The following is a 25,168-nucleotide window of genomic DNA, read 5'->3' on the forward strand; positions in this document are numbered from 1 at the left end:
GTCGCTGGGGGTTGATGGTGAGGCGGTCACGGGATTCCTACTTTTCTCTAGATGGCATGGAGCAGCCACACGACGTGGGCGCCCGGGCACCGCCGCCACCGCATCGAAGAGGTGACGGCGGAGTCGTGAGGCGTGATAACCACTCACCCCCGAAACCCGCGCCCCCCGCCCCTAAACGCCGCCGGGGACCGGTGTTCTCAGCAGTTGCGCAGTTCCGGGCTCTGGTTGAGCAACTGGTTGCGCGGGCTGATGAACCGGTTGTACGTCTCACCGCCGACGGACGCGAGTGGGAACGCCGCGACGCGATGACAGTTCTGGAATGCCAGCTTCACGCCGAAATGCCGTTCCAGCCCGCCTCGGATGGCATCGGAGGCCAGGGCGCGCAGCAGCTGGCCACGTGCCGTCTCGTCCGGCGGGGCTGTTTCGTTGTCGGCGAATTCCATGGTGCCGGTCTGCAGTTCACCGGCGACGCGGCTGACGACCTCCCAGGCGTAGGGCAGTGAGGTGCGGACGCATTCGACGAATTCGGCGTCGGTGATCTCGCCACTTTCGGCGCGTTCCAGCAGGGCGGTGGGGACATCTAAGGACACGGCGACCTCCTGAGGTCAACTGGTCTGTGCGACAGGTGATGCGGAAACCCGCGGCAGATCTGCCGGGCCGAGTCTAATCGAAATCGGTTATCAATAACAGGGGGTTGCGAATGAAAGATGTTCGGTGGTGGATGTTTTGGGGTCCCGCCGAACTGGCCGGTCGTCTTATGCGGCTCGGAAATGCCTCGGCGGCCGGCCGGGTTGTCGCGGGGGGTGAACATGGGGGTGTCCGGTAGCGCTTCGGCGACGTGGCCGGGGGTGATGCGGGCCGGGCGGCTGCGAAGGGCGTGCCGACTCCTTCGCCGGCGGCTGGCCCGCGGCCGGTAAGGTCACGGGAAGTTCGCGCGATCGTGACCGTTTCACACCGGGATTTCAGGCCGCTGACCAGGTCTTTCCGGGGGAAGGTTGCGATATGGTCACGGGGCGGTAGAGTTACCGTCACAACGGATGCCTAAACGTTACGTTTACCGGGCTCGAGTCTGGGTCCGCACGTGGGGCATTCGTGAACATGTTGACCGGATAGCGAGGACGGACAGTGGCGCACCATCGATCAGGCACCGGTTCCATCACCGTTATGAGCCTCATCGGCGACGAGGTCCGCGTGCGGCCACATCGTCACCGGGCCGCAGCCACCGCCGTCGAGAAGGTCCGGGCGGCTGCCGGCGCCGCGGTCGCGGCGGGCGCGATCATCGGTACCGCCTCGCAGGTCGCGCCGGCGCTGGCCTATGCCGCTCCGCTGCTCCCGGGTGGTGGTGAAAAGGAGGCCGCCGAGGCCGAACCCGCACCCCCGGTCACCGAGGAGATCGCACAGCCCGCCGAACAGCCGGCGGCGGCGCATGTAGCAGCTCCGGCACCGGCTCCCGTTCAGGCCGCCGAGATCGCGGCCCCGGCTCCTGTCGCCGCACCCTTCGGTTTGAGCAACCTGCCGCCCGAGGTTGCCGCGCCGCTGGCCCATGCCGAACAGACCCTGAAACAGCTGCACCAGCAGTTCGCTCCCGCGCCGGTCGTGCGTCCGGTGGCGGGGATGGTGAGCTCCAGTTACGGCAGCCGCTGGGGTGCCATGCACTACGGCATCGATTTCGCCGATGCACTGGGCGCGCCGATCAAATCGGTCGCCGACGGCACGGTGATCGAGGCCGGGCCTGCCTCCGGGTTCGGTATGTGGGTCCGGGTCCTGCACGACGACGGCACCACCGGTGTCTACGGCCACGTGAACGATATCTATGTCGCAGAAGGGCAGCGGGTGCAGGCGGGCGATGTGATCGCCACCGTCGGTAACCGCGGCCAATCCACCGGTCCGCATCTGCACCTCGAGATCTGGGACCAGGGTGGGAACAAAATCGATCCGATGACGTGGATGGCTTCCAAGGGGGTGCCACTGGAGTGGGGACCCTCGCACTGAGTTCCTCGAACTCTCTCGACCGTCCGATCCTTACCGGTCCCACAGGGCTGCAAGGAGACCTACGAAACTCCGGCGTGACCGAACTGGCGGAAATCTTCGAACCCGACTCGATCCACGGACGCGTCTACGCGACCCTGGTGCAGCGGCCGCGGTCCGGTACCGCCGATATCGCGCGGCACACCGGTCTGTCCGACTCCGCCGTCGAAACGGCCCTGGACGAATTGTCGGAGTTGCGCGCGGTAATCCGGGTGGTGGATACCGATGGCACACCGCGCTGGGACGCGCATGCCCCGGAATCGCTGTCGGAAGCCGAAGCCCGCCGGCGCCGGCAGCAGATCAGCACCATGCACGCCGCCGCGGCCCGGCTCAGCGAAACCTTCCGGTCGGTGCGCCGCGCTCAGGGCTGGAACGGTGCGGTGGTGCCCGTATTCGAACGGGCCGAACTGCTCGCCGATTTCGAGGCACTGCACGCCAACGCGGCGTACGGCGTGAAAATGGTGGAGCGCACCCCGCATCTCAGCGATGCCGAACGCGACAGCCGGATCACCGATCTCAAACAGGCCCGGATGGCCGAAGGCGTGCGCTACCGGATCCTCTACCAGGACACGATCTACCAGGATGCGGACCGGTTACGGCATACGCTGGCCACCAACGCCCGCGGCGCGCAGGCCCGCACCCTGCCCGATCCGCCGTTCAAGCTGATCGTCGCCGACGACGAGCGCGCCAGCCTCGTCCTGCACTCCGACGAACGCCGGCCCGATCCGATGGCCTTGCGGATCAGCGGATCACCCCTGCTGGATCTGCTGGTCCGCAGTTTCGATGTGCTGTGGACACTGTCGGCGCCCATCTCGGTGCAGCCGGCCGCCGACGAACTCGACGAACGCGACCGAGCCATTCTCACGATGATGAGCATGGGCGCGACCGACGATACGATCGCGCGCCGGCTCGGGATGTCACGCCGCACGGTGGTCCGGCGAACCGCTCGGCTGCTCGAACGGCTCGGCGCGAGTACCCGGTTCCAGGCCGGGGTGCAGGCGATTCGCCGCGGCTGGCTGTGAACTGATCGCAAGACCGGTTCGGCCGATATGATGGCCGGACCGCGCTCGCCCCGGGCACACCGGTTCTCCGCTGTTCGGGCACGCGGGGGCCGGATCCGGGTTCGATGCGAGAGGGTGAATGCACTCGAATGGAAACTGCCCGTCGTTCTCCTCGTGGCAGTCGCCGGCGTCGTGCGGGCACCCCTCCGCTGGGCCAGTTGCTGACCGCGGCGGTGGAAGCCGCCGCGGATGAGGTAGCGATCCGCTACAACCCGACGGGCGCGCCCGCCGATCAGCTGGAGCTGACCTACCGGGAACTCGACGAACAGTCCTCGCAGGTCGCGCGGGAACTCATCGAACGCGGTATCGGACCGGGCGATGTGGTGGCGATCGGGATGGCGCGCAGCCCGGAATCGGTGCTATCGGTATGGGCCGTCGCCAAAACCGGTGCTGCCCACGTTTTCCTCGATCCCGCCGCCCCGGCCGGCCGGATCGCCGCCATCGCCACCGATTCGGGGGCAGCCTTCGGTCTGACCACCTCGAAATACCGGCGGGTCCTGGGCCGCGCTCTGTACTGGATCGAACTCGACGACCCCGTCCAGGCCGACCGTATCGCCCGGCGGCCGCGGCATCCCCTCTCCTATGCCGACCGGATCCGGGCACTCGACGAGCGCCATCCCGCGTATATCACCTATCCCTGCGATCGCACCGGTGAACCCGTCGGCATCGTGGTCCCGCATGCCGGGCTCGGCGCGGTGGTCGCTGCCGTCGGCGACAGTTATGCGATATCCAGTGATTCCCGGGTTGTGCACAGTTGCCCGCCGACCGTCGATATCGCGGTTCTCGAACTACTGCTCACCTGTACCGCGGGCGCGACCCTGGTCATCGCCCCGGCCGGTGTATCGGGCGGGCGTGAACTGGGCGAACTGATCCACCGGGAACAGGTGACCCATCTGATCACCACCGCGGCCGTCGCGGAATCGGTGGACCCGGCCGGGCTCGACGATCTCGTACTCGTTGCCGTCGTGGGTGATCGGAACGGATCCGCACCGGCCGGGCGCCGGTCGGGAGACCTGTGTTTCGTCACCTCCTATGGCTGTTCCGAGGCCGGGATCGTCGCCACGAATACCGGACCGGCGCTTGCGGACCGGCCGAGCACCCTCGGAACCGCGGCGGCGGGGGTCGAGATGCTGGTTCTCGATGCCCGGTTGCGGCCGGTCCGCGCAGGTGAAGTGGGCGAACTCTATCTGGCGGGCCCGGTCCTGGCGCAGGGCTATGCGAATCTGCCCGCACTGACCGCGGCACGTTTCGTCGCTGTCCCCGGCACCAACGGCCGACCGGGCACCCGGATGTACCGGACGGGCGCCCGGGCCCGGCACGCCGAAACACCGCGGGGCCCGGAAATCGAATTCTTGGACAGCGCCGATCCACGGCGGCAGGCCCACGGTGGCGAACCACCGGCCCTCCTTGCCGAATCACGACCCGCCGCCGCGACGTCCGCCGCGTTCGTGCACACCGACGAAAACCTGCCCGCTACCGGGTACGAACCCGGCCACGGCGGGCTGCCCCAATCCGTGTTCGAGTGGCCGGATTCCCATGTCGCCGCAGAGGCGTCGGCTGCAGCAGTGAACGGAGGGAGCGCCGGAGCCGCAGCGGAAGTCGTCGCCGGCGGCCGCCTCGCAACCCGGTGGTCGCTGGAACTCCCGGGTGACTCGGGGCTGCCCGGTGGCCCCGATCTGCGAGGCGGCGCCGGCCCGCTGACCCCGCTCCTCGGCCGGTATCTCGCCGGCGGGGTTTTCCCGGGGTTCGCGCAGAGCGTGATGCTGTTACTGCCGGAAGGTATCGATCGCGCCGGCCTGGCCGCCACCGTGGGGGCGGTACTGGCCCGCCACGAAATGTTGCGCGCCCGGGTGGTGACCGAGGGCGACGGGTATCGCTTCGACGTGCCCGATTACCCGCCGGGGGCGGGTGTGCTGATCTCCGAGGTCGAGGTTCCGGCGGGTACCGGCGGTACCGGGCCGGCCGAGATAGTCCGGGCGGCAACCAACGCGGCTGTGGCCCAACTCGATCCGCTGGGTGGCCGGATGGTCGCCGCCACCTGGCTGCGCCGGCCCGGTGCGCGGGATGCGCTGCTGCTGGCCGTGCATCAGTACGTCGTCGATACCGCGTCCTGGCGTGTTGTCGTCGACGATCTGGCGCGGGCGTGGGAGCAGATTGCGGCGGGGCTCGATGTCGAACTACCGCCCACCGGGATACCGTTCCGGACCTGCGCACAGAGGCTGGCCACCGCGGACCGGGAACGCGAAAACGCCTATTGGCGTGACATTCTGGCCACGCCCGACCCGCTGCTGGGTGCCCGCCCGGTGGATCCGGCCGTCGATACCCATGCGGCGGTGTGCCGGTTCGTGGTCGAGGTGCCGGCCGGGATCGCCGGTAAGGTCCGGGCCGAACTGCCCGGCCGGTACGGCACCGGTGCCGACGATCCGCTGGTGGCCGCATTGGCGTTGGCGGTGCGGAATTGGCGGTTACGGCGCGGTGTGGACTGTGTTTTCACCCGGGTCCGGCTCGACGGGGACAGCCGTTCGTCCGCCATACTGTCCGAGGTCGATACCGCTCGGACCGTCGGCCGATTCAGCATCGAATATCCGGTAGCGCTGGATCTGTCCGGTATCGCCGTCGAGGCGGCATTGCGTGGTGGCGCCGAAACCGCGGCCCTGGTGCAGACCGTGTGCGAGCAGCTCGGCGCGGTTCCGGACGGCGGAGCCGGTTTCGGATCACTGCACCCGGCCGCCCCCGGTGAGCCGGGCGCGGCGCCGGCGCAGATCGGTTTCACCTGCCGCGCCGGGGGAGTGGCCGAGCGTGCGGATCCGGCCTGGTCACCGACCGGTGAATTGGGCGATATCCCGGCCGAACCCGACCCCGGTATGCCGGTGGACCTGGTCGTCGATATCGATGCCGCCGTGCGGGCCGACGGCGCGCTGACCGTGGCGTTCGGTTATCTCGCCGATATCGTCGACGAGTCCGCGGTCCGGGAACTGGCCGGTGACTGGCTGGCCGCCCTGCGCGCGCTGGCCCGGCACGCCGGGGACCCCGCTGCGAGCCGGTTCGATTCGCCGCTGATGCGCGTGGCGGATGCGGAATTGGAGGCCTGGCAGGCGGTGCATCCACGCCTGGTGGAGGTGTTGCCGCTGGGGCCGTCGGGTACCGGTCTGTTCTTCCGTTCCCAGCTCACCGCGGACGGTGCCGATGCGATGCTGTTCGCGCTGGAACTCGGCGGTGTTGTCGACCTCGACCGCTTGCACGGTGCCGCGCAGGCGCTCGCCGACCGGCATCCGGCGCTGCGTTCGGTATTCACCACCGGCGCCGACGGCACCCCGGTGCAGCTGGTCGTCGAAACCGCCGAGGTGCCGTGGCGGGTGGTCGAGGATGTCGGCGACTACGAGATGGCCGACCTGCTGACCACCGAACACCGCACCGGATTCGCCGTCGACAGCGCGCCACCGCTGCGGTTCACGGTCTACCGCACGGTATCCGGGCGTACGCATTGTGTCCTGGTCGCACATCCGCTGCTGTTCGACACCGCGTCGGCGGCGATTCTGCTGCGGGATCTGCTGACCCTGTACGCGCGGCACGGCGACGGGGCGGCGCTGCCCGATCCACCCGCCTACCGCGAATATCTCCGGTGGCGCGCGCACGGCGATGCCGAGGCCGCCCGCGATCGCTGGTCGGAGGTTCTGCGCGGCGCCCGGCCCACCGAACTCGCCGCGGTACTCTTCCCGCCCGAGCAGCCCGAGCAGCCCGAGAGCGGGTACGGGGAATCGGTACATGCGCTCGGCGAAGAGGAAACAGCCGCGATGGCCGCCTACGCGGTGGCCGCCGGTGTCACGGTCGAAACCGTGGTGCGGGCGCTGTGGGCGCTGGTCCTGGCGAGTCTGACCGGCCGCGCGGATATCGTCTTCGGCGCCGTCGTGCCGGGCCGTCCGCCGGAACTCGGTGGAGCAGACGAGATGACCGGGCTGCTGGCCGATACGATTCCCGTGCGGATACGGCTGGAGCCGGGCTGGACCGTGCGGGAGCTACTCACCCGGATCCAGTCCGAACAAGCCACCCTGCTCGAACACCACTATCTCGACCCGGCCGGTATTTCCCCGGGCGCCGCCCATCTGTTCGACACTGTTCTCGCGTTCGATCCCGATCCGGTGGGCGCGGCCGGTTTGCGCGCCGCGGCGGGTGCGCTCGACGGTCTGGAGGTCGTGCACCTCACCACCCGGATCGACAGTCACCACCCGGTGACGCTGGTGGTGGAATCAGCCGACCGGCTGCTGCTGCGGCTGCGTTACCGCCGCGACAGTGTCGCCGAACTCTGCGCGCAAGCATTGTCGGGGCTGTTGCGGGCGCTCGTGGGACAGCTGCTTGCCGTGCCCGCGCAGGTTGCCCTGCCGGCGGCGGGCTGGTGGCGCGCTCCCGCCGCGCTCGGCGATCCCGGCGAGCTGCCCGCCGACCGGCCGCGACCGGCGAGCGCTTCCCGGCGCAGCGGGGTGCTGCGCCTGGAACTGGACCGCGAGCTGCACGACGCGCTGGATATTGCCGCCGGGCACAGCGATACGAACGATTTCACCGTGGTGCAGGCCGCGCTGGCCGTACTGCTGGCGCGACTGTCCGGGTATCGGGAAACCGCGGTGGGCGCGTTCGCGACCAAGGGTTCCGCGGCGGGGCTTTCGGTCCTGCACACCGACGTGAACCCGGCGGACCGCTTCGACGCGCTACTGGTCGAGGCCCGGGAAGCGGGGGCCGCGGCCCTGGGCACGGCCGGCCGCGGCAGCGAACGCCTCGGCCACCTGATCGACACTCTTCGCACGGTGGCCGGTCAGCCACCCTTCCGGGTGTTGCTGTCGACCGACAGCGAACCCGCCGAGCTACCGGAAAAACTGGATCTGCGGGTCGATCTGGTGGCCGACGGCGCCGGCGCCACCCTCGCATTCACCTACGCCCGCGACCTGTTCGACGCGCCGACCGTCGGGGATCACGCCGACCGGCTGCTCCGCATCCTGACCGCCGTGGCCGCCGATCCCGGTGTCGTCGTAGGCGATATCGACCTGCTCTTCCCCGGGGAACGCGAGCTGGTCCTGCGGGAATGGAACAGTGCGGGCGCCGCGGTGCCGCCGGTGACAGTGGTCGATCTGATCGAGGCCCGTGCCCGCCTGGACCCGTCGGCCCCGGCCGTGCGGTCCGGGGAGGCGGTACTGAGTTTCGACGAACTGCTCGGCTGCTCCTATCGGGTGGCGCGCGGGTTGATCGATGCGGGCGCCGGCCCGGAAACCCTGGTGGCGGTAGCCGTACCGCGCACCGAGGATCTCCCGGTCGCGCTGTTGGGCGTGCTGCTGGCCGGCGCGGCGTACCTACCGATCGACGCGCCGCGGTCCTCCTTCCCGGAAACCCGGTCCGCCGTTGTACTCACCACCGCGGCGATGCGGGACACCGTCCCCGCGGACCTGCCCGTGGTGGTTGTGGAAGAAACCGCACACCATTCCGCGGAACCGGTCACCGATGTGGACCGGCGTGCGCCACTGCGGCCCGGCAACCTGATGTATGCCGCGCACACGCCCGGACCCACCGGCGTGACCCATCGCAATGTGGTGGAGCTGTTCGCGAACACCCAGCTGCTGTTCGATTTCGACGACACCGATATATGGGCGCTGTTCCATCCCGTCACCACAGACTTCTCGGTATGGGAGCTGTGGTGCGCTCTCGCCGGCGGGGGCTGTGTGGTGGTGGTCGACGAGGAGACCGCCGATTCGCCGCAACGATTCCGCGAACTACTCGTCCGCGAGCGGGTCACGGTGATCGGCCAGACACCGTCGGAGTTCTACCGGTTCGCCGAGGTCGACGGCGTCGCGGAGGACACGACCGCTCTGCGGTATGTGGTGCTGGGCGGTGCAGCGCTCGATCTGCGCCGGCTGCGCCCCTGGTACGAGCGGCACGGTGCCTCCGCGGGCGGTGAAAGGGACGCGCCGTGGGTGGTGAATATGTACGGCACCACCGAAACCACCGTGCACGCCTCGTACCTGACCTTGGACGAACACCTGGTGGACCACCCGGCCAGTGTGATCGGGCGGGCACTACCGGGCCTGGACGCGCTCGTCCTGGACGATCGGCTGCAGCCCGCGCCGGTGGGCGTACCCGGCGAAATCTACGTCGCGGGCGCACAACTGGCCCGCGGCTACCTGGATCGGCCCGGACTCACCGCCACCCGGTTCGTGGCCGACCCCTTCGGTGCGCCGGGGTCGCGGATGTACCGGTCCGGAGATTTCGGGCGGTGGGCCGGGTTCGCCGGCCGCGCCAACCTGGAGTACACGGGTCGCCGGCAGTCGCGCGAGGTACTGAACGGGCCCGAGGTGGTCGATGCGGTGCTCCCCGAGCCTGTGGGGGAGCGCGCGTTTTATACGGAGCCGGCGGGTCGTACGGAAACTGTTGTCGCCGAGGTGTTCGCCGAGCTACTCGGTGACGACCGGATCGGCGCGGACGACGATTTCTTCGCCCTCGGCGGTAATTCGCTGCTGGCGAGCCGGGCGGTGGCCCGGATCAACGAGGCGCTCGGCGCCGCTCTTACCCTGCGCGCGGTATTCGAAGCTCCCGTTGTGTCCGCGCTGGCCGCACGGGTGGTGCCCGGTGCCGGTCGGCAGACGCAGCGGCCGGCCCTGGACCGGGCCGAGCGGCCGGACCGGATCCCGCTCGCGCCCAACCAGCACCGGATATGGTTGCGGGGCCGGGCCGACCCGGCCGCGCACAATATCGTGCTCGCCGTGAAACTCACCGGTGCGCTCGATACCTCGGCGCTGCGGTACGCGATCTCGGATCTGCTGGAACGCCACGAACCGCTGCGCACCCGTTACCCGGCGGGCCCGGACGGGCTGCCGTATCAGGACATCCTGCCGGTGGCCCAGGTGCTGCGCGGCGGCCTGGAGATCGCGGATACCGACGACGCATCCGGCCGGATCGCCGAATTGCGCGCCACCGCCTTCGATATCACCACCACGGCTCCGATCCGTGGACTACTGCTCGCCACCGGCGCCGACGAGCATATCCTCGCGCTGGTGGCGCACCGGATCGCTGCGGACAGCGCGTCCCCGGCACCGTTGCTGCGGGATCTGATGACCGCATACCTGGCGCGGGTGAGCGGGGAATCGCCACGCTGGTCGCCGCTACCGGTCCAGTACGCGGATTACGCGATCTGGCAGTGCGTCCTACTCGGCGACGAGAACGACGACAACTCCGTTGCGGCACAACAGGTGGGATATTGGCGGGAACAGTTGCGCGGGTCGGACGGGGGCCGCGGTCTGCCACCGGACCGGTTGCGCCCGGAACGGATATCGCTACCCGATGCCGCAACCGATATCGTCCTGCCCGCGGCGGTGCATCGGTCGCTGGACGAATTGGCCGGCGAGCGCGGCGCCACCGTTTTCCTGATCCTGCACGCGGCGGTGACCACACTGCTGCACCGGCTGACGGGCGCCGGGGATATCGCGGTCGGCCGCCGGATCGCCGGGCGCGACGAACCGGCGCTGGCCGATCTGGTCGGCCGATTCGCGAACACGGTCACCGTGCGGACGCGGGTACGTGCCACGCAGACCTTCACCGAACTCCTGGATCGCACCCGGGAAACGAATCTGGCTGCCTCCGCCAACGCCGATACTCCGTTCGAACAGGTCGTGGACGCCGTATCACCCGCGCGTGCACCGCTGTTCGGTGTGTTGTTGTCGACGCTCGACACACCGGCCGTCGTGAACCTGCCCGGACTGGCGGTCCGCGGATTGGATCACGGCATCTCGGACGCCGAAACCGATCTGCGAATAGATATGGATCCGCGCCGCGAGCGCGACGGAACTCCCGGCGAACTCCGGATCGCACTGGCGTACCGCACCGATCTGTTCGACGAGGAGACGGTGCGCGCATTCGGTGACCGCTTGACCCGGATCCTCACCGCCGTCGCCGCGGAGCCACGGATTCGGCTCGGGGAAATCGATATCACCGGCGATTCCGAACCGGAGCCGGCCGCCGAACCTGCCGATACAGCGGACGCGGCCCCTGGCGCCGAAGCAGTTGTCCTGGCAGGTATTGCGGGTTCGGGGTCCGGTGGCGGGCCGGTCGGGCCGGCGGGGCGGCTGCCGGCATCCGATGCGGGTTCGGTATTCGCCCCGTTCACGGCTGCGGGAGGAGCCGGTGTTCCGACCGGCTCTGCTGCCGCCGGATTCGTTTCCGAGATGGGTTCTGCACGGGCCGTGTCAGTCGTCGATACCGGTGTCGCCGAGTGGCCGGGTGGTGTTGCGCCCGCTGACCAGGCCGGCCCGTGGGACCCGGTCGGCTGTGCCGCTGCTCCCGGTGTCCCGGTGGGACCTGGGACCGCCCTTGCCGCTACGGGATTCGGTCCGCAGGACCCTGCGGGCGCCACAAGTGCTGCCGGACCGGCGGTTTCGCCGGCGACCGCGGGAATCGCGCTGGCCCGGACCCTCGCGGTCTCCGTGGAAGACGACCCGGATGGGCCGGCAGTGGTCCGAGGCGACGAGGTGATGACCTACCAGGAACTGGATACGCGTTCGTCCCGGTTGGCGCGGGCTCTGATCGCCCGCGGGTGCGGGCCCGGGACCGGGGTGGTGGCCGCGCTGGAGCGTGGCATGGATTCGGTGGTGGTGACCTGGGCGGTACTCAAAGCCGGTGCGGCCCTGGTGCCCTTCGACGCCGTATCGGTGGCGGTGACCGCGGGCCTGGTGGTGGAGTTCGGTCTGGCGGTGACCGCGGCCCCGGGAGAGCCGGAAGTGGAGTGGCTGATACTGGACGATCCGGCAATACAGGCCGAGACCGGCCGGCAGTCCCCGCGGCCGGTCACTCACGCGCACCGGGCCCGGCCGCTGCGCGGCGGCGATCTCGTGGTGGTGGACGCGACCGGCCGGCGGGTGACCTACGACGGGCTGGCGGCCGCGGTGGCGCGGGTACACGCCGCCACCGAGCTGACCTACGAGGCCAGGACATACGGTTACGGCCGGGGCGACGGTCCGGCGGCGGTGACGGAGTTCGTGGCGGCCGGGGCCGCAGGCGCATCGGTGGTCGTGGTCCCCGGCGACCTCCGGCGGGCGACTCCCACCGAGGAATGGATCACCCATCTGTGGTCCGACGACGAGGGACTCGGGCTCCTCGATCCCGGATCACTACCCGACCTCACGGCGCTGATCCTGGCGGACGGCGGTCCACCCGGACCCGCCTGGCACGGGGTCGCCTGGGTGCTGGACCTGCCTGCGCTGTTCGGCTGAGGGCCCGCCGGTCCGGACACGGTCGCCGGATGGTCGAACAGTGACCGGGGCGGTAACCTGCCGGGTGCCATACCGGGGACCGGCGGGTTGTGGCAGGCTGCCACCATGCCGCGGCCACGGTCGGCGCGGCGGTGAAGTGCGATAGGCAGGCGAGGCGGATAGATGGATGCGGTAGTCGGTCAGCGGGATGACCTCCTCCGGAGCGCAGCATGACGCGGCCGGTCCGGACCAGGCCGCAGCGAACCCGCCGGCCCCGCGTGACCACTCTGCCGCAACTGATCGCCAATGCCGTCGAAACCAATCCCGACGGCGTCGCACTCGTCCTCGCCGACGGTACCGGGCCCTTGGAACAGGTCAGTTACGCCGATCTGGACGCCTGGTCCAGCCGGTTGGCCCGGGCGCTGATAGCCCGCGGTATCGGCCCGGAGGACCTGGTCGCCGTGGCCATTCCGCGTTCACTGGACGCGGTTCTCGCGGTGTGGGCCGTTGCCAAGACCGGTGCCGGATTCGTCCCGATCGACCCGGCCTATCCACCGGGGTGGGTCGCGCATCTACTCGTCGACGCCGGCGCCGTCTACGGCCTGGCGGTGTCCTGGGTGCGCAACGAACTGCCGGAAGAAATCGAATGGTTGCAGGTCGACACCGTCGATACGGCTCGTGCGCTGGAGCAGTTCTCCGCCGACGCCGTCACCTACGCCGACCGGGTTCGCCCGCTGCGCGCCGAACATCCCGCCTACGTCACCTATGTCGCCGACGGCGAAACCTTGCCGGACGGGGTCGTGGTGACCCAGACCGGATTATCCGGTCTCTGCGGCGAACAGCAGGGCCGCTACCGGGTCGAACCCGATGACCGCACCCTGAACTTCGCGCCGCTGCCCTCGGATTCGTCGGTACTGGAACTGCTGCTGGCGCTGGGCGGCGCAGCGACCATGGTCGTGGTGTCCCCGCTGGTCTCGCGGGCCGACGAACTGGCCGCACTGCTGCGGCGCACCGGGGTGACCCATGCCTACCTGCCCGCGGATGCGCTCGAACTGATCGACCCCGCCGGACTGGACGAGCTGGGGGTGGTGATCGCCGGTCGGCGACCGTGCCCGCCCGAGACGGTGCAGCGCTGGGTGATTCCGGTGACCGGTGGTTCGGTCCGGGCTCTCTACCAGGGGTACGGCCCGGCCGAAGTCACCGTCATGACCGGTATCAGCTCACCGCTGGTTCCGGGGGGCCCGCTCACTCTCGGCGCACCGATCCGCGGGGTCACGGCGCATATTCTGGACGAACAGCTCACCGCGGTTCCTGACGGGGCGGTGGGTGAGTTGTACCTGGGTGGCCTGCAATTGGCGCGCGGCTACCACCGCCGGCCCGGGCGGACCGCGCAACTGCTGATCGCGGACCCGTCCGCCGCGGACGGCTCCCGCCTCTACCGCACCGGTGACCTGGTGCGACGCGGGTCCGGCGGCGCCATGGAGTATGTGGGGCGGGTCGAGTTACCGGCTCTCGAAGGGCCCGCCGTGATATCGCGGCCGAGCCGCGGCGAGCCGGCCGTAGCCGCGGCGGACGAGCACGCGGTGCCGCCGGAAAACTTCGCCGCCTCCGGCCGGCAGCCCGCCGATGAACTGCCCGATTATGAGCAGAGCCTGCCGATTCGGGACCCGGCGGATCCGGGCCGGCAGGTTCGTGACGCCGATCCGACGGCGAGCCGATTCGGGCCGTCGGGAGCGGACTTCGGTTCCACAATCTCCGCGCCGCACGGATCGGACCCCGTACCGGGCGATTCGCCCGAGCCGCTATCTCGCGGCCATGGTTTCGCCGGACCCGACCGGCTTCCCCTGGACTCGTCACCGGAGAAGGGCAGCCGCCTGGCTTCCGAACAGCGGGATATGGAATTGACGGGCCGCGGCTACCTGGAGATGCCCGACCGTCAGCAAACCCTTCCGGGACGCGGCGCCCGTAGTGCAGCGGAACCGTTCGAACCAGCGGTTGCCGATTCGCCCGGACCCGGACTGTACGACGCCCCGGGAATATACGGTACGCCGGAAACAGCAGGGCCCGGCGCGGCCGAACGGGCAGATCGCGGGGAACCCGCGGATTCGGGGTTGTCCCAGCCGGGCTCCGCTGCGGCCCCGGACCGGCACCAGCTCGAGGATTCGACCGACGACTGGTTGCGGAGCGGCCGACAGCTCCCCGGACCTCCGGGCGGCCCCGGGGATCCCGTGAACCAGTTCCCGGCAGCCACGCACCCATCGCCGGATGCTGCGGCCGCACTACCGGTCCGGGGCGGCCCTGCGCCGATCCCCAGTGACGCCACGGCCTTCTACGAGCACCCGCTGTCCACCGGACGGGAGCCGGACCACCGGGCCGGACACGGCCCCGCGGTAGCCGGACCCGCGCAGCCACTATCCGACCGGCCGGACTGGGCAGTGCCTCCGGCCTGGTCCGCGGAGCCGGAGCTGCCGAGCCGCTCAGGTATCGGAACGGGGGCTCCGTCCGATCCGGACGAGATCCGGCCGGCCGGGCCGCCGAACCTGGTGGAACGGCCCGCGACCATTCCGCTCTCACCCGGGCAGCTGCGGTTGTGGGAACGCAACCAGACCGCGCCCGGTACCACCGTCGAAACGATCACCGCGGCAATGCGGCTGACCGGCCCCCTCGACGTCGCGGCCATGCAGGCCGCGGTCGCCGACGTGGTCGACCGGCACGAAACCCTGCGCACCGTCTACCCGGCGGCCGGCGCGGCGCCGCAGCAGCTGGTGCTGCCCCGGGAACAGGCCGTGCCCGAAGTGGTCGCCGAACCGGTGCCGGCCGCGGATCTGGGCGAATGGCTGCACGCGTTATCGCAGACCGATTTCGATGCCGCCGACGCCGAACAGGTCCCGGTACGGTTCGCGCTGGCCGAGCTGGGTCCGCGGGAACATGTGGTCGCGGTCGTGGTCCACCGGATCCTGGCCGACGACGTCTCGGCCGGTTTACTGCTCCGAGACCTGCTGCGGGCATTCCTCGGCCGCCGCAACCGGTCGCGGCCGCTGTGGCAGCCGCTGTCGATCCAATACCTCGACTATTTCCTCGGCCGCCGGGCCGAACTCGGCGATATCGCCGACCCGGATTCACTGGCCGCCCGGCGCCTCGCGTACTGGCGCGAGTACCTGTCCGAACTGCCTCCGCGGCTCGAGTTGCCGGCCGATACCGCGGCCGCCGCCCCCGGCGAAGGGGTGCACGCCTTCGATATCGGTACCCGCACCCATCGCCGGATAGCCGATATCGCCCAGCGGGCCGGCACCTCCGAATTCATCGTGCTGCGGGCGGCGTTCGCGGTGTTGCTGGCCCGGTCGGCGGCGTCCGCCGATATCGTGCTCGGCAGTTCCGTGCGCGGCAGCGACGAACGTGAACTCGACGACGCGATCGGCCCGTACGCCAACACCGTTGTCCTGCGCACCCGCATCGATCCGGCCGAATCCTTTCTCGACCTGGTACAGCGCGTCGCGGAATCCGATCGCCGCGCCTTCGCCAACGCGGACCTGCCGTTCGAACTCCTCACCGCGGCACTCGGTATCGACGGCCCCCTCTTCGATGTGTCGATCGCCTTGCGGCACAACGATATTCCGCGGCTCGAAATGCCGAGCCTGGCCACCGAACCGGTCGAGGTGCCCACCGCGCCCGTCGGCGCGGCGTTACGCCTGGTCATCGATCCGCACCGGGCTCCCGACGGTTCCCCGGACGGAATCGCAGCGGCGTTCCGCTTCGCGGCGGACCGGCTCGGGCGCACCGCCGTCACCGAGATCGCGCGGCGATTCCAGCGAGTGCTCACCGTCGCCGGCGGCGACCCGGACGGCCCGGTCGGCGATATCGACCTGCTCTCGCGTGCCGACCTGGACCGGTTGCTGGTGGTGTGGAACGACACCCGCTATCCGGTGGCTCCGGAACTCGTGCTCGACGGCTACCGCCGGACGGTCGCCATCCGGCCCGATACGGTGGCCGTGGCCGATGCGGAAACCGAGCTGAGCTACCAGGAATTCGACGGCCGGGTCAACCGCCTGGCGCGCCGGTTGATCGAGGCCGGGGTCGGTGCGGAAACGGTGGTGGGTATCGCCACGCGGTGCACCCCCGATCTCGTGGTCGCGATCTACGCCGTGCTCACCGCGGGCGGAGCCTATCTGCCGCTGGACCCGCGCGACCCGGCCCACTGGACCGCGCAGGTCCTCGATACCGCCACACCGGCCCTCGTCCTGGCCGACCGCGCGAGCGAATCCCGGGCCGCGGAAGCCGTGCGTGCGAGCGGGCAGCCCGCACCGGTTCTCCTGGTCGATTCGGACGAACTCGGGCAGTACTCCACCGAACCCGTGCGCTCCACGGAACTGGCCCGCGCCGCGCGGCCCGGTAACGCGGCCTGCGTGATGTGTGTATCGGCCGCCGCGGACGGACCCGAACTGGCGGTTCTCTCGCATACCGCCCTCAACAACCAGATCACCCTGATGCTCGCCCAGACCCCGCTGGGCTTCACCGATGTCTACCTGCAGCGCAATGCGGCCACCGCCGCGACCTCCCTGTGGGGTTTCTTCCTGCCCCTGCGGGCCGGCGCCGAACTGGTGCTGACCGGGCCTGCGAATACCCGGCAGATCGCCGAAGCCGTTACCGCGCACGGGGTGACGGTCACCGATTTCGGGCCGGCCGAACTCGCCGAATTCGCCGAACTCATCGACCCCGATCGCGTGGGCAGCCTGCGCGAGATCTTCGTGACCGGCGAACCGCTGTCGCCGGAGATCGTCTCCGCGCTACGCGCCCGCTGCGGCGCCCAGGTGCACAACCTGTACGGGACCTGCGAAACCGCGGTATCGGCCACCTCCTGGCCGGCCGCCGGATCGGCCGAACGGTCGGTCCCGATCGGCCTGCCGCAGTGGAACACCCGGGTGTATGTCCTGGACTCCCGCCTGCGCCCAGTCCCGCCGGGTGTGCCCGGCGAACTGTATCTCGCCGGGGACCAGCTGGCCCGCGGATACGCCGGCCGTGCGGCGCTCACCGCGGACCGCTTCGTGGCCAACCCCTTCGGATACGGCCAGCGCATGTACCGCACCGGCGATCTGGTGCTGTGGCGCGACGCCACCCACACCACACCGCAACGCCTGGACCTGCTCGGCCGCACCGACCACCAGATCCGGTTCCGCGGCCACCGCCTCCGGCCGCACATCATCGCGGCCGCCCTGCGCACACTGCCCGGGATCACCGATGCCGCGATCCTGGCGCGCACCGTCGCCGCGGGTAGCGACCCGACCGCCCCGGGCAGCCGGTTGGCCGTCTACGTGGTGCCCGAACACGGCTCCGATCCGGACCTCGACCAGGTCCGGGCCGGGCTCGCCCGGCTGCTCCCGGCCTCGCTGCTGCCGGTGGCGTACCAGGCGGTCGAACAGATTCCGTTGAACTCCGCGGGCGAACCCGACGGCGACCGGCTCCCGGACCCCGACGAGGTTCCGGCGCTCACCACCGCACTCGAGCCGGGTCCGGCGGAATCGGTCGCGCAGCTGGACAGCCGTAACGGAGAACCCGCTACAGCCGGGCAGACCTCGACAGCCGACGCGTATGGGACCGGCGATGCGCATACTGCGAGCACCCACCTGCCCGGCCGCGCGGATGCCCGGACCGCGGCTGCGGACGTCGGACGCGGTACCGGTGCCGCACCCCTGGCCGGTGATGTCGATGCGGGAGCTGCGAACGCAGACCTGCCGGGCCGTGCCGGTGTCCGAGCCACGGCCGCGGATATGCCCGGTCGGGCTGATGGAGCGCCTGCCGATGTAGACGCCGTCGACGACGCCGGTCGCGGGTCGGCAGCTGCGGACATGGTCGGCGGTGCCGGCGGCGCGCTTGCGGATGCCGATGTCGTGGCCAGTGCCGGTTCTCGGGCCACGGCTGCCTACGTCGTTCGCGATGCCGATGCCGCAACCGTGGCTGCGGACAGGGGCGGTCGAGTCGCCGGTGGCCCTGCGAATGCCGAGGTCGTCGACGGTGCCGACCACGGGTTTGCGGCCGCGGGCGTGGCCGACGGTTCTGCCGGCGGCTCCGCAGCTGCGGGTGTGGTCGGTCGTACCCGGGGTGAGAGCCCGGATGGTGTCGACGCGATCGGTGATGCGGCCGGTGCTACGGCTGCCGACGCGCTGGGTAGGACCGGGTCCGCGGGTCGCCCGGATGGCAGGACGATCAGCGGCGCTGATAATGCGGCGGCCATCGGTGCAGGTGCCCGGCCCGGGGACAGTGCTGCGGTCGATCCCGGCGCCGCGGAGCATGCGGGGCCCGGTGTGCGTTCCGGATTCGACGCAGCCGAGGGCACGCGAGCCGGCGAGGACGATGCTTCCACGAGCGATGCTGGTACCTCCCGGAAGCTGGACGACGCTGCGGCGGTTTCCGAATCGCCGCGCGGGCCGGCTGCCGAGGGCGAGAGTTCCGGTGGCTCCGAGGTTTCCGGTGAACTCCCGGCAACGCCCACGGTGATCCGTCTCCTCGAGAATCCACTGCCGGGGGTCGAAGTCCGGTCCATCGTGCTGGACCTTCCCGCCGACCGTCCGCTCGACCACACCGAAGCAGTGGTTCGTGCGCTGGTCACCCGGCATCCGCTGCTGTCGGCCCGGCTCGACAGCAGCGATCGGTCACCCACCCTGTGGATTCCGCCGCGGGACCAGCGCGGCGACCGGCAGTACTGGTGGCTCGGTCCCGAATCCGGCGAGAACACGGTCGCGACCGACGATGTGGTGCAGGCAGCCGCAGACGCACTCGACCCGGCGACCGGCCGCAATATCCATTTCGTGGTCACCGGCGCCGAATCGGCGCGCCGACTGGTGGTCGTGGCGAACGGTCTCGTCGTCGACGACCGGTCCTGGCGGGTGATCGTCGATGAACTGATCGCCGGCGATACCGCACCCGCGGCCTCGGAAACGCGGCTGCCGCAGCTCATCCAAGCTCTCGATCAGCGGGCCCGGTCGATCGATCTCCTCGACGAGGCCGGCTGGTGGCGCCGGAATCTGGCGGGTGCCCGTACCGCGGCGCCCCTGGGCACCGTGGATCTGCGGGCCCGGCGCCGGGTTTCGCTGGCCATCACCGCCGAAGGCACCGCCGCGGTGACCGCCGCGGCCGACGCCTATCAGGCCACCGTGCCCGAGGTGCTGCTGACCGCGGTCGCCATCGCGTTGCGTACCGGTGAGCAGGGCGCGGTGGTCCGGGCGCTGGGCTCATTGGTGCGCTACGACGCCGATGCCCGCTCACTGGTGAGCCGCAGCGACGATCTGGTCGGCGGATTCGCCACCGAGTTCCCGCTGTCGGTACAGGTGGCCGATATCGACACCGCCGACGCCCTGGTGGGCGGCCCCGCTGCCGGAGCCGCGCTCACCCAGATCCGCGATCTCGTCCGCTCGGTCCCCGGCGGTGGTGCCGGGTACGCGCTGCTGCGCTATCTGAGCGCGGAGACCTCCGCCGAATTCGCCGCCGCCGATTCGGGGCGGTTCACGCTGCGCTATCGCGACCTGCGGCCTGCCCGCGTGCACACCGACGGCCCGGCGGACGGGGTTCCGCTGGTCTTGACCGTCGACGTCACCGACGACGGCCTGCTGTGCCGTTTCGACTACGCCACCGAGGTTTTCCTCGGCGAAGATGTGAAAACCTTCGCCGAGCACTGGGTGCGCGCCTTGGGTGGACTGGCCGAACACGGCCTCCGCCCGACCTCGCCCGACCCGGCGCCACAGGCCCCCACCGTCCCGGATCCGTACGCGCCACCAGTCGCGGTTCCGGGCGCAACGGCCGAGCCGGACTCGTATGCGCCGCCGACGGCTGATTCGTACGCGGCGGCCGGACCGGACTTGTATGCGCCGCCGACGGCCGATTCGTACGCGGCGGCCGGACCGGACTCGTATACGCCGCAAACGACCGATCCATACGCGTCGGCCGAGTACGAGACCGCCGACTCCGGGGCCGACGCGAGTGCATCGCCGGATCGGCAACCGCCGGCCGCTGCCCATTCGCCCGCCGAAGACCGCTCCGACGACCGAGCGTGGCAGGACGGCGGGGCCGTTCCGCAGGGACTGGCGGACCGAGAACCTCTGCCGGATCACGATCACGATCCGCACGCACCGGTCCCGGACGCGGAGGTCACCTCTCTGCTGCGCCCGATCACCGATCCGCCGCATCCCCCGGTCGGCTCGGGCCTGCCGCAACGCCGGCGACGCACCAGCGACCCGGCTCCCGACGCGCCGGAACCCGCCGCCGACGCACTCCCACAGCGAGAGCCCGCGAACATCGATCGTGCCCGTACCGCGGCCGGTCCGGGACAGAGCGTTCTGCCGCAGCGCCGTCCGCGGTTGCAGGACAGTCCGGTTCCACCGGAGTCGTCCACTGGTTCGGGCCTTCCGCAGCGCCGCCCTCAGATAGGTGCCCAGGTCGCGGGAGCAGCAGATCAGCGCCCGGAAGCATCTACGTCCGGTGCGACCGAGCGACCGCTGGTCGGCGCGGAACCCGGAGATTCCACGGATCAGGCCGGGGAGGTTTCCCGGCTGCGCGCGAGTGGCCTGCCACAGCGCCGCCCGCAGGCCGCAGGAGAAGCAGGGACAGAGAGCCGGCGTCCGGAGATATCACTGTCCGGTCCCGCCGAGCCGTCCGGGAGCGGCGAGGAACCGGGAGATTTCGCGGATCCACGTGGCGAGGCCGCCGGGGTCGGCCCAGGTGGTCTACCTCAGCGGCGCCCACGCTCACGGGACGATTCGCCTTCGCCCGCTGGGCCCGGACTTCCGCAGCGTCGCCCCGAGGCCGGTGATCAGGCCGCGGAATCGGGGGACCATCCGGAAGCACCGGCGCCCGGCCCTGGCGTCCCGCTGCGGGCCGGCGAGGAGTCGCCGGGCCTGTCACCCTCCGCAGACCTTCCGCAACGCCAACCGCGTTTGCACGATGGTCCGCTGCTGCCGGAGTCGTCGTCTTCCTCGGAACTGCCACAGCGCGGTCGGCGGCCTGCCGAGCGGTCGGCCGGTGGCGTGCCCACGTCCGGTACCGAAGGTTTGCCACAGCGCAGTCGGCAGTCTGCCGAGCGATCGGCGGGTGGGGCGCCCACATTCGGTACCGATGGATTGCCGCAGCGACAGTCGCGTGCCGAAGACGGCGTGCTTGCGTCCGAGCCGCCGACCGGCTCCGCCCTGCCGCAGCGGTCACGGTCGCAGAATGGTTCGGCTTCGTCCGAGCCGCCGGTCGATTCGGGCTTACCGCAACGGCAGCCCGGCGGGGCGGATCACTCGCTTCCCCCGGAGCCTGTACGCGGTCAGGAACTGCCGCAGCGGCGCCCCTTGGCCGAGGAGCAGCTCGCGAGCACCGGGGACGAGCCTCCGGAATCACCGCTGGCCGGCCTTGTCGATATGCCACAGGTGGGGGCCGACTTCGAGGGCTCGCGTGACGAGGTTGCCGGTCGCGGTGCGAACGGTCTGCCGCAGCGCCGGCCGGGTCTGCGGGATGGCGCGGGTTCCGGGGATTCGGCGCCTTCGTCGCTTACCGGTTTGCCGCAGCGCCGGCCGGGGCGGCAGGGTGGCCCGGATTCCTCGGAACAGCCGGTTTCGCCGCGTCCCGGCGGCCTCCCGCAGCGCCGGCCCCAACTGGCCGATCACAGCAGTGATAAGGCTTACTCCGAGAACTCCGCCCAGGAACAGCCCGCTACCGGCGCGGATGCACAGGAGGCTGCGCCGGCCGCCGGACCGGTCTCGCTGCCGCAGCGCCGCCCAGCTCAGGTCGAAGAGCCTGCGGAGCGCGGACAGACCGCCGAACCACCGCAGCGGCGTCCAGAGCCCGGCGGGGGGCCTGCACCCGAAGCCGCGGCGTCCCTGCCGCAGCGCCGGCCGGAACTCGCCGCGGCAGCGGACGGGCCTGCGTCGGAGAGCCTGGACTCGCGGCCCGGTGGCGAGGAGGCGGAGTCCACTGCCGACCCGGAACCGACGACCTTCCTTCGGCCGGTCACCGATGTGGAGACTACCGCGTACTTGTCGCCGATTCGCGATCTCGGTCCCCGCGAGGACGAGAACACGCTGCTGTCGCTGTTCGATGCACAGGTGGCGCGCACACCTGCCGACCCGGCGGTCCGGCAGGGTGCCCGGTTGCTCAGCTACGTCGAACTGGACCGTAAATCGCGGGCTCTGTCGGTGGAGTTGATCCGGTTCGGTGTCGGAGCGCAGACCCCGGTCGCGGTGGCCATGCGCCCCGGGATCGACCTGGTGGTCGCGGTGTGCGCGGTGCTGCGGGCCGGTGGCGCCTACGTACCGGTGGATCCGGGCGGTTCCGCCGAGGACCTCGACCGGGTGCTGGCGTCGGCGGAGCCGATCTGCGTGCTGAGCATTTCCGACGACGGCGTGACCACGGGTACCGGTATCCCGGTCGTCGCGATCGACCTGCTCTACCTGGATCTGCCGACCGACCCGGCCGCGGATCCGGTGGTGGCCGCCGACGATATCGCCGATATCCGCTACCGGCCGGATGTGGCGGTGGGGGTCGCGGGCACGCATCGGCAGATGGTCGAACGGTTGCGCCGTGCGCAGCGCAGCCATCCCTACGATTCGGCGGATCTGGTGTTGCACGCGGCGCCCACCGTCGGCGACATCACACTCTGGGAGCTGTTCCGGCCGCTGCACAGCGGCGCGCAGATCTTGATGCCCGACCATCCCGGCCGGGCCGCGGATCTGTCGCGGTCGATCGCCGCCCACAAGGTGACGGTCGTGCATGTCGTCCCGGCGCTGCTGGACCGATTCCTCGATTCGGTGACCGACGGGGGTGGCCGGGCCGCGCACCCGAGCCTGCGGCGTCTCGTCGTCGACGGTGCCGCCCTGCCGTCGGGCGGGGTGGAACGGTTCATGAATCTGCTACCGGGCGCGGAATTGGTCATCTGGTACGGGCACAACGAGACGGGCGTGATCACCGTCGGGTCGGTCGGCGGCCGGCCGGTCACCAACGACCGGGTGTATCTGCTGGACGAACAACTGCGTCCGGTGCCGCCGGGCACCGCCGGCGAGATGTACATCGGCGGGCCGCAGCTGGCGCGTGGTTTCTACGACGCTCCGGGGGATACCGCCGTGCATTTCGTCGCCGCGGCCGGCGGCGGCCGCTTGTATCGCACGGGTGATATCGTGCGGCGCCGCGACGGTGTGCTGGAATACCTGGGTCGTACGGGGCGACACGGTGGGTCGCTCCCGGTCGGTTCGCGGCGTGGCGGGCATGATTAGCGCGGTCGGAGCTGGTTCGTGTTGTTGCGACGGGGACGCGCCGGTATCCGGAGGCCGGGCATCGCCACGGCGCCCTGGTGTCCGGTGAGTACAGCCGGAGCCTGCCGTGCTGAATCGGCACAGTATGCGCGACCGAATCGAGACATTCGGACAACGCTACGGTAACGATATGTCCACGCCGTACGACTACACAGGCGGAAACTCCGGGGCGGCCGACCCGTGCCCGGTTACTGTGATGCGTTCGGGTCCGGGAACCGGCCGGTGCCGGTGTGTGGAAAGAGCCCGAATGAACATTCGAGACGAAGCGAAGGTGCGAAATTGATACGTCGACTCAGCCGGCGTGGCGGAAGACGCGCCGCGGCGATGGTCGCGGCCACAGCGGTGTTCGCGGGCGTGATGACGGGGCTCGGTGGCGGTACCGCGGCGGCGGCCGACCCGATCATCGAGTCCAAGACCCTGCTCGCCGACCCCACCTCGCCCAACGGGTCGCGGATCGTCAAGGCCGAGTACAAGGACGATCGCAACCTGCGCCTGTATGTGCACTCGACGGCCATGGACAAGGAGATCGTCGTCGATGTCCAGCGTCCGGCCGACGCCTCGGTGCCGCGGCCCACGCTGTACCTGCTGAACGGTGCCGGCGGCGGCGAGGATTCCGCGTCGTGGCAGGCACAGACCAATACGCTCGAATTCTTGTCCGACAAGAATGTGAACGTCGTCCAGCCGATCGGTGGTAGTTGGACCTACTACACCGACTGGATCAAAGACGATCCGGCGCTCGGCCGTAACAAGTGGAAGACCTTCTTCACCGAGGAACTCCCGCCGCTGGTCGACGGCGCGCTCGGCACCAACGGTGTGAACGCCCTCGCCGGCCTGTCGACCTCCGCCACCACCGTGCTGGCCCTGCCGATCGGGAATCCGGGCCTGTACAAGGCGGCCGCCTCCTACAGCGGTTGCGCGCAGACCAGCGATCCGGTGGGGTCGGAATTCGTGAAGCTCACCGTCGAGACGTGGGGCGGCGGCGACACCATGAACATGTGGGGTCCGCAGGGGTCCGAGGCGTGGGTCGCGAACGACCCGTATGTCCACGCCGAGGCGTTGCGCGGTATGGAACTCTACGTATCCACCGGTAACGGCCTGCCCGGCCGCTGGGACACGCTGAACGGCCCGCACACCCTGCCGGGGTCGTACGGCCTGGCCAACCAGATCCTGGTCGGCGGTGTCATCGAGGCGGGTACGAACTTCTGCACCCACAACCTGAAGGGCCGGCTGGATTCGCTGGGTATCCCCGCGACCTTCAACTTCCGTGATTCGGGCACCCACTCGTGGGGTTACTGGGAAGACGAGTTCCGGGCTTCGTGGCCGGTGCTCGCCCGTGGCCTGGGGGTCTGATCCCGGCGACGCGCCGATGAGCGAGGCGTGAGATGAGTCGAACAATGGCGGCCCGGTCGAATCGACCGGGCCGCCGGTTTCTGTACGACAGATGCTCAGCCGGGATCGGGTGGCCGTCGGTCCCGGTACGGACAAGATGATCAGCCGGGATCGGGTGGCCGTCGGTCCCGGTACGGACAAGATGATCAGCCGGGATCGGGTGGCCGTCGGTCCCGGTACGGACAAGATG

6 protein-coding genes are annotated in these 25,168 nt (G+C 70.3%); 5 read left to right on the top strand and 1 reads right to left on the bottom strand.

Annotated features, from left to right (window positions below; translation table 11 throughout):
- Positions 1–197: 197 nt before the first annotated feature.
- Entirely contained in the window at positions 198–590 is a 393-nt protein-coding gene (locus QH196_RS10765) for an SCO5389 family protein (RefSeq protein ID WP_280415626.1), read from the bottom strand.
- Between the two features lie 574 nt (positions 591–1,164).
- Between QH196_RS10765 and QH196_RS10770 the strand changes: the two genes are divergently transcribed.
- The 5 genes from QH196_RS10770 to QH196_RS10790 all read left to right on the top strand — a co-directional run bounded on the left by QH196_RS10770 (position 1,165) and on the right by QH196_RS10790 (position 24,939).
- Complete coding sequence (locus tag QH196_RS10770; RefSeq protein WP_280415627.1) at positions 1,165–1,992, top strand: M23 family metallopeptidase; 828 nt, start codon at positions 1,165–1,167, stop codon at positions 1,990–1,992.
- Positions 1,993–2,066: 74 nt separating this feature from the next.
- Entirely contained in the window at positions 2,067–3,050 is a 984-nt protein-coding gene (locus QH196_RS10775) for a LuxR C-terminal-related transcriptional regulator (RefSeq protein ID WP_280415628.1), read from the top strand.
- Positions 3,051–3,178: 128 nt separating this feature from the next.
- On the top strand, positions 3,179–12,334 hold the full coding sequence (locus tag QH196_RS10780) for a condensation domain-containing protein (protein ID WP_432279465.1): 9,156 nt from the start codon (positions 3,179–3,181) through the stop codon (positions 12,332–12,334).
- Positions 12,335–12,543: 209 nt separating this feature from the next.
- Complete coding sequence (locus QH196_RS10785; RefSeq protein ID WP_280415630.1) at positions 12,544–23,550, top strand: AMP-binding protein; 11,007 nt, start codon at positions 12,544–12,546, stop codon at positions 23,548–23,550.
- A 363-nt stretch (positions 23,551–23,913) separates the two neighbouring features.
- Positions 23,914–24,939, top strand: a complete 1,026-nt coding sequence (locus tag QH196_RS10790; protein WP_432279466.1) for an alpha/beta hydrolase — start codon at positions 23,914–23,916, stop codon at positions 24,937–24,939.
- Positions 24,940–25,168 lie beyond the last annotated feature (229 nt).

This window comes from Nocardia carnea (assembly GCF_029868325.1).
GTDB classification, from domain to species: Bacteria; Actinomycetota; Actinomycetes; order Mycobacteriales; family Mycobacteriaceae; genus Nocardia; species Nocardia carnea_C.

Bases quoted from the DNA above. Each gene is read 5' to 3' on its own strand.
- QH196_RS10770 (WP_280415627.1), top strand. From the start codon at position 1,165: ATGAGCCTCATCGGCGACGAGGTCCGCGTGCGGCCACATCGTCACCGG.
- QH196_RS10785 (WP_280415630.1), top strand. From the start codon at position 12,544: ATGACGCGGCCGGTCCGGACCAGGCCGCAGCGAACCCGCCGGCCCCGC.
- QH196_RS10780 (WP_432279465.1), top strand. From the start codon at position 3,179: ATGGAAACTGCCCGTCGTTCTCCTCGTGGCAGTCGCCGGCGTCGTGCG.
- QH196_RS10790 (WP_432279466.1), top strand. From the start codon at position 23,914: ATGGTCGCGGCCACAGCGGTGTTCGCGGGCGTGATGACGGGGCTCGGT.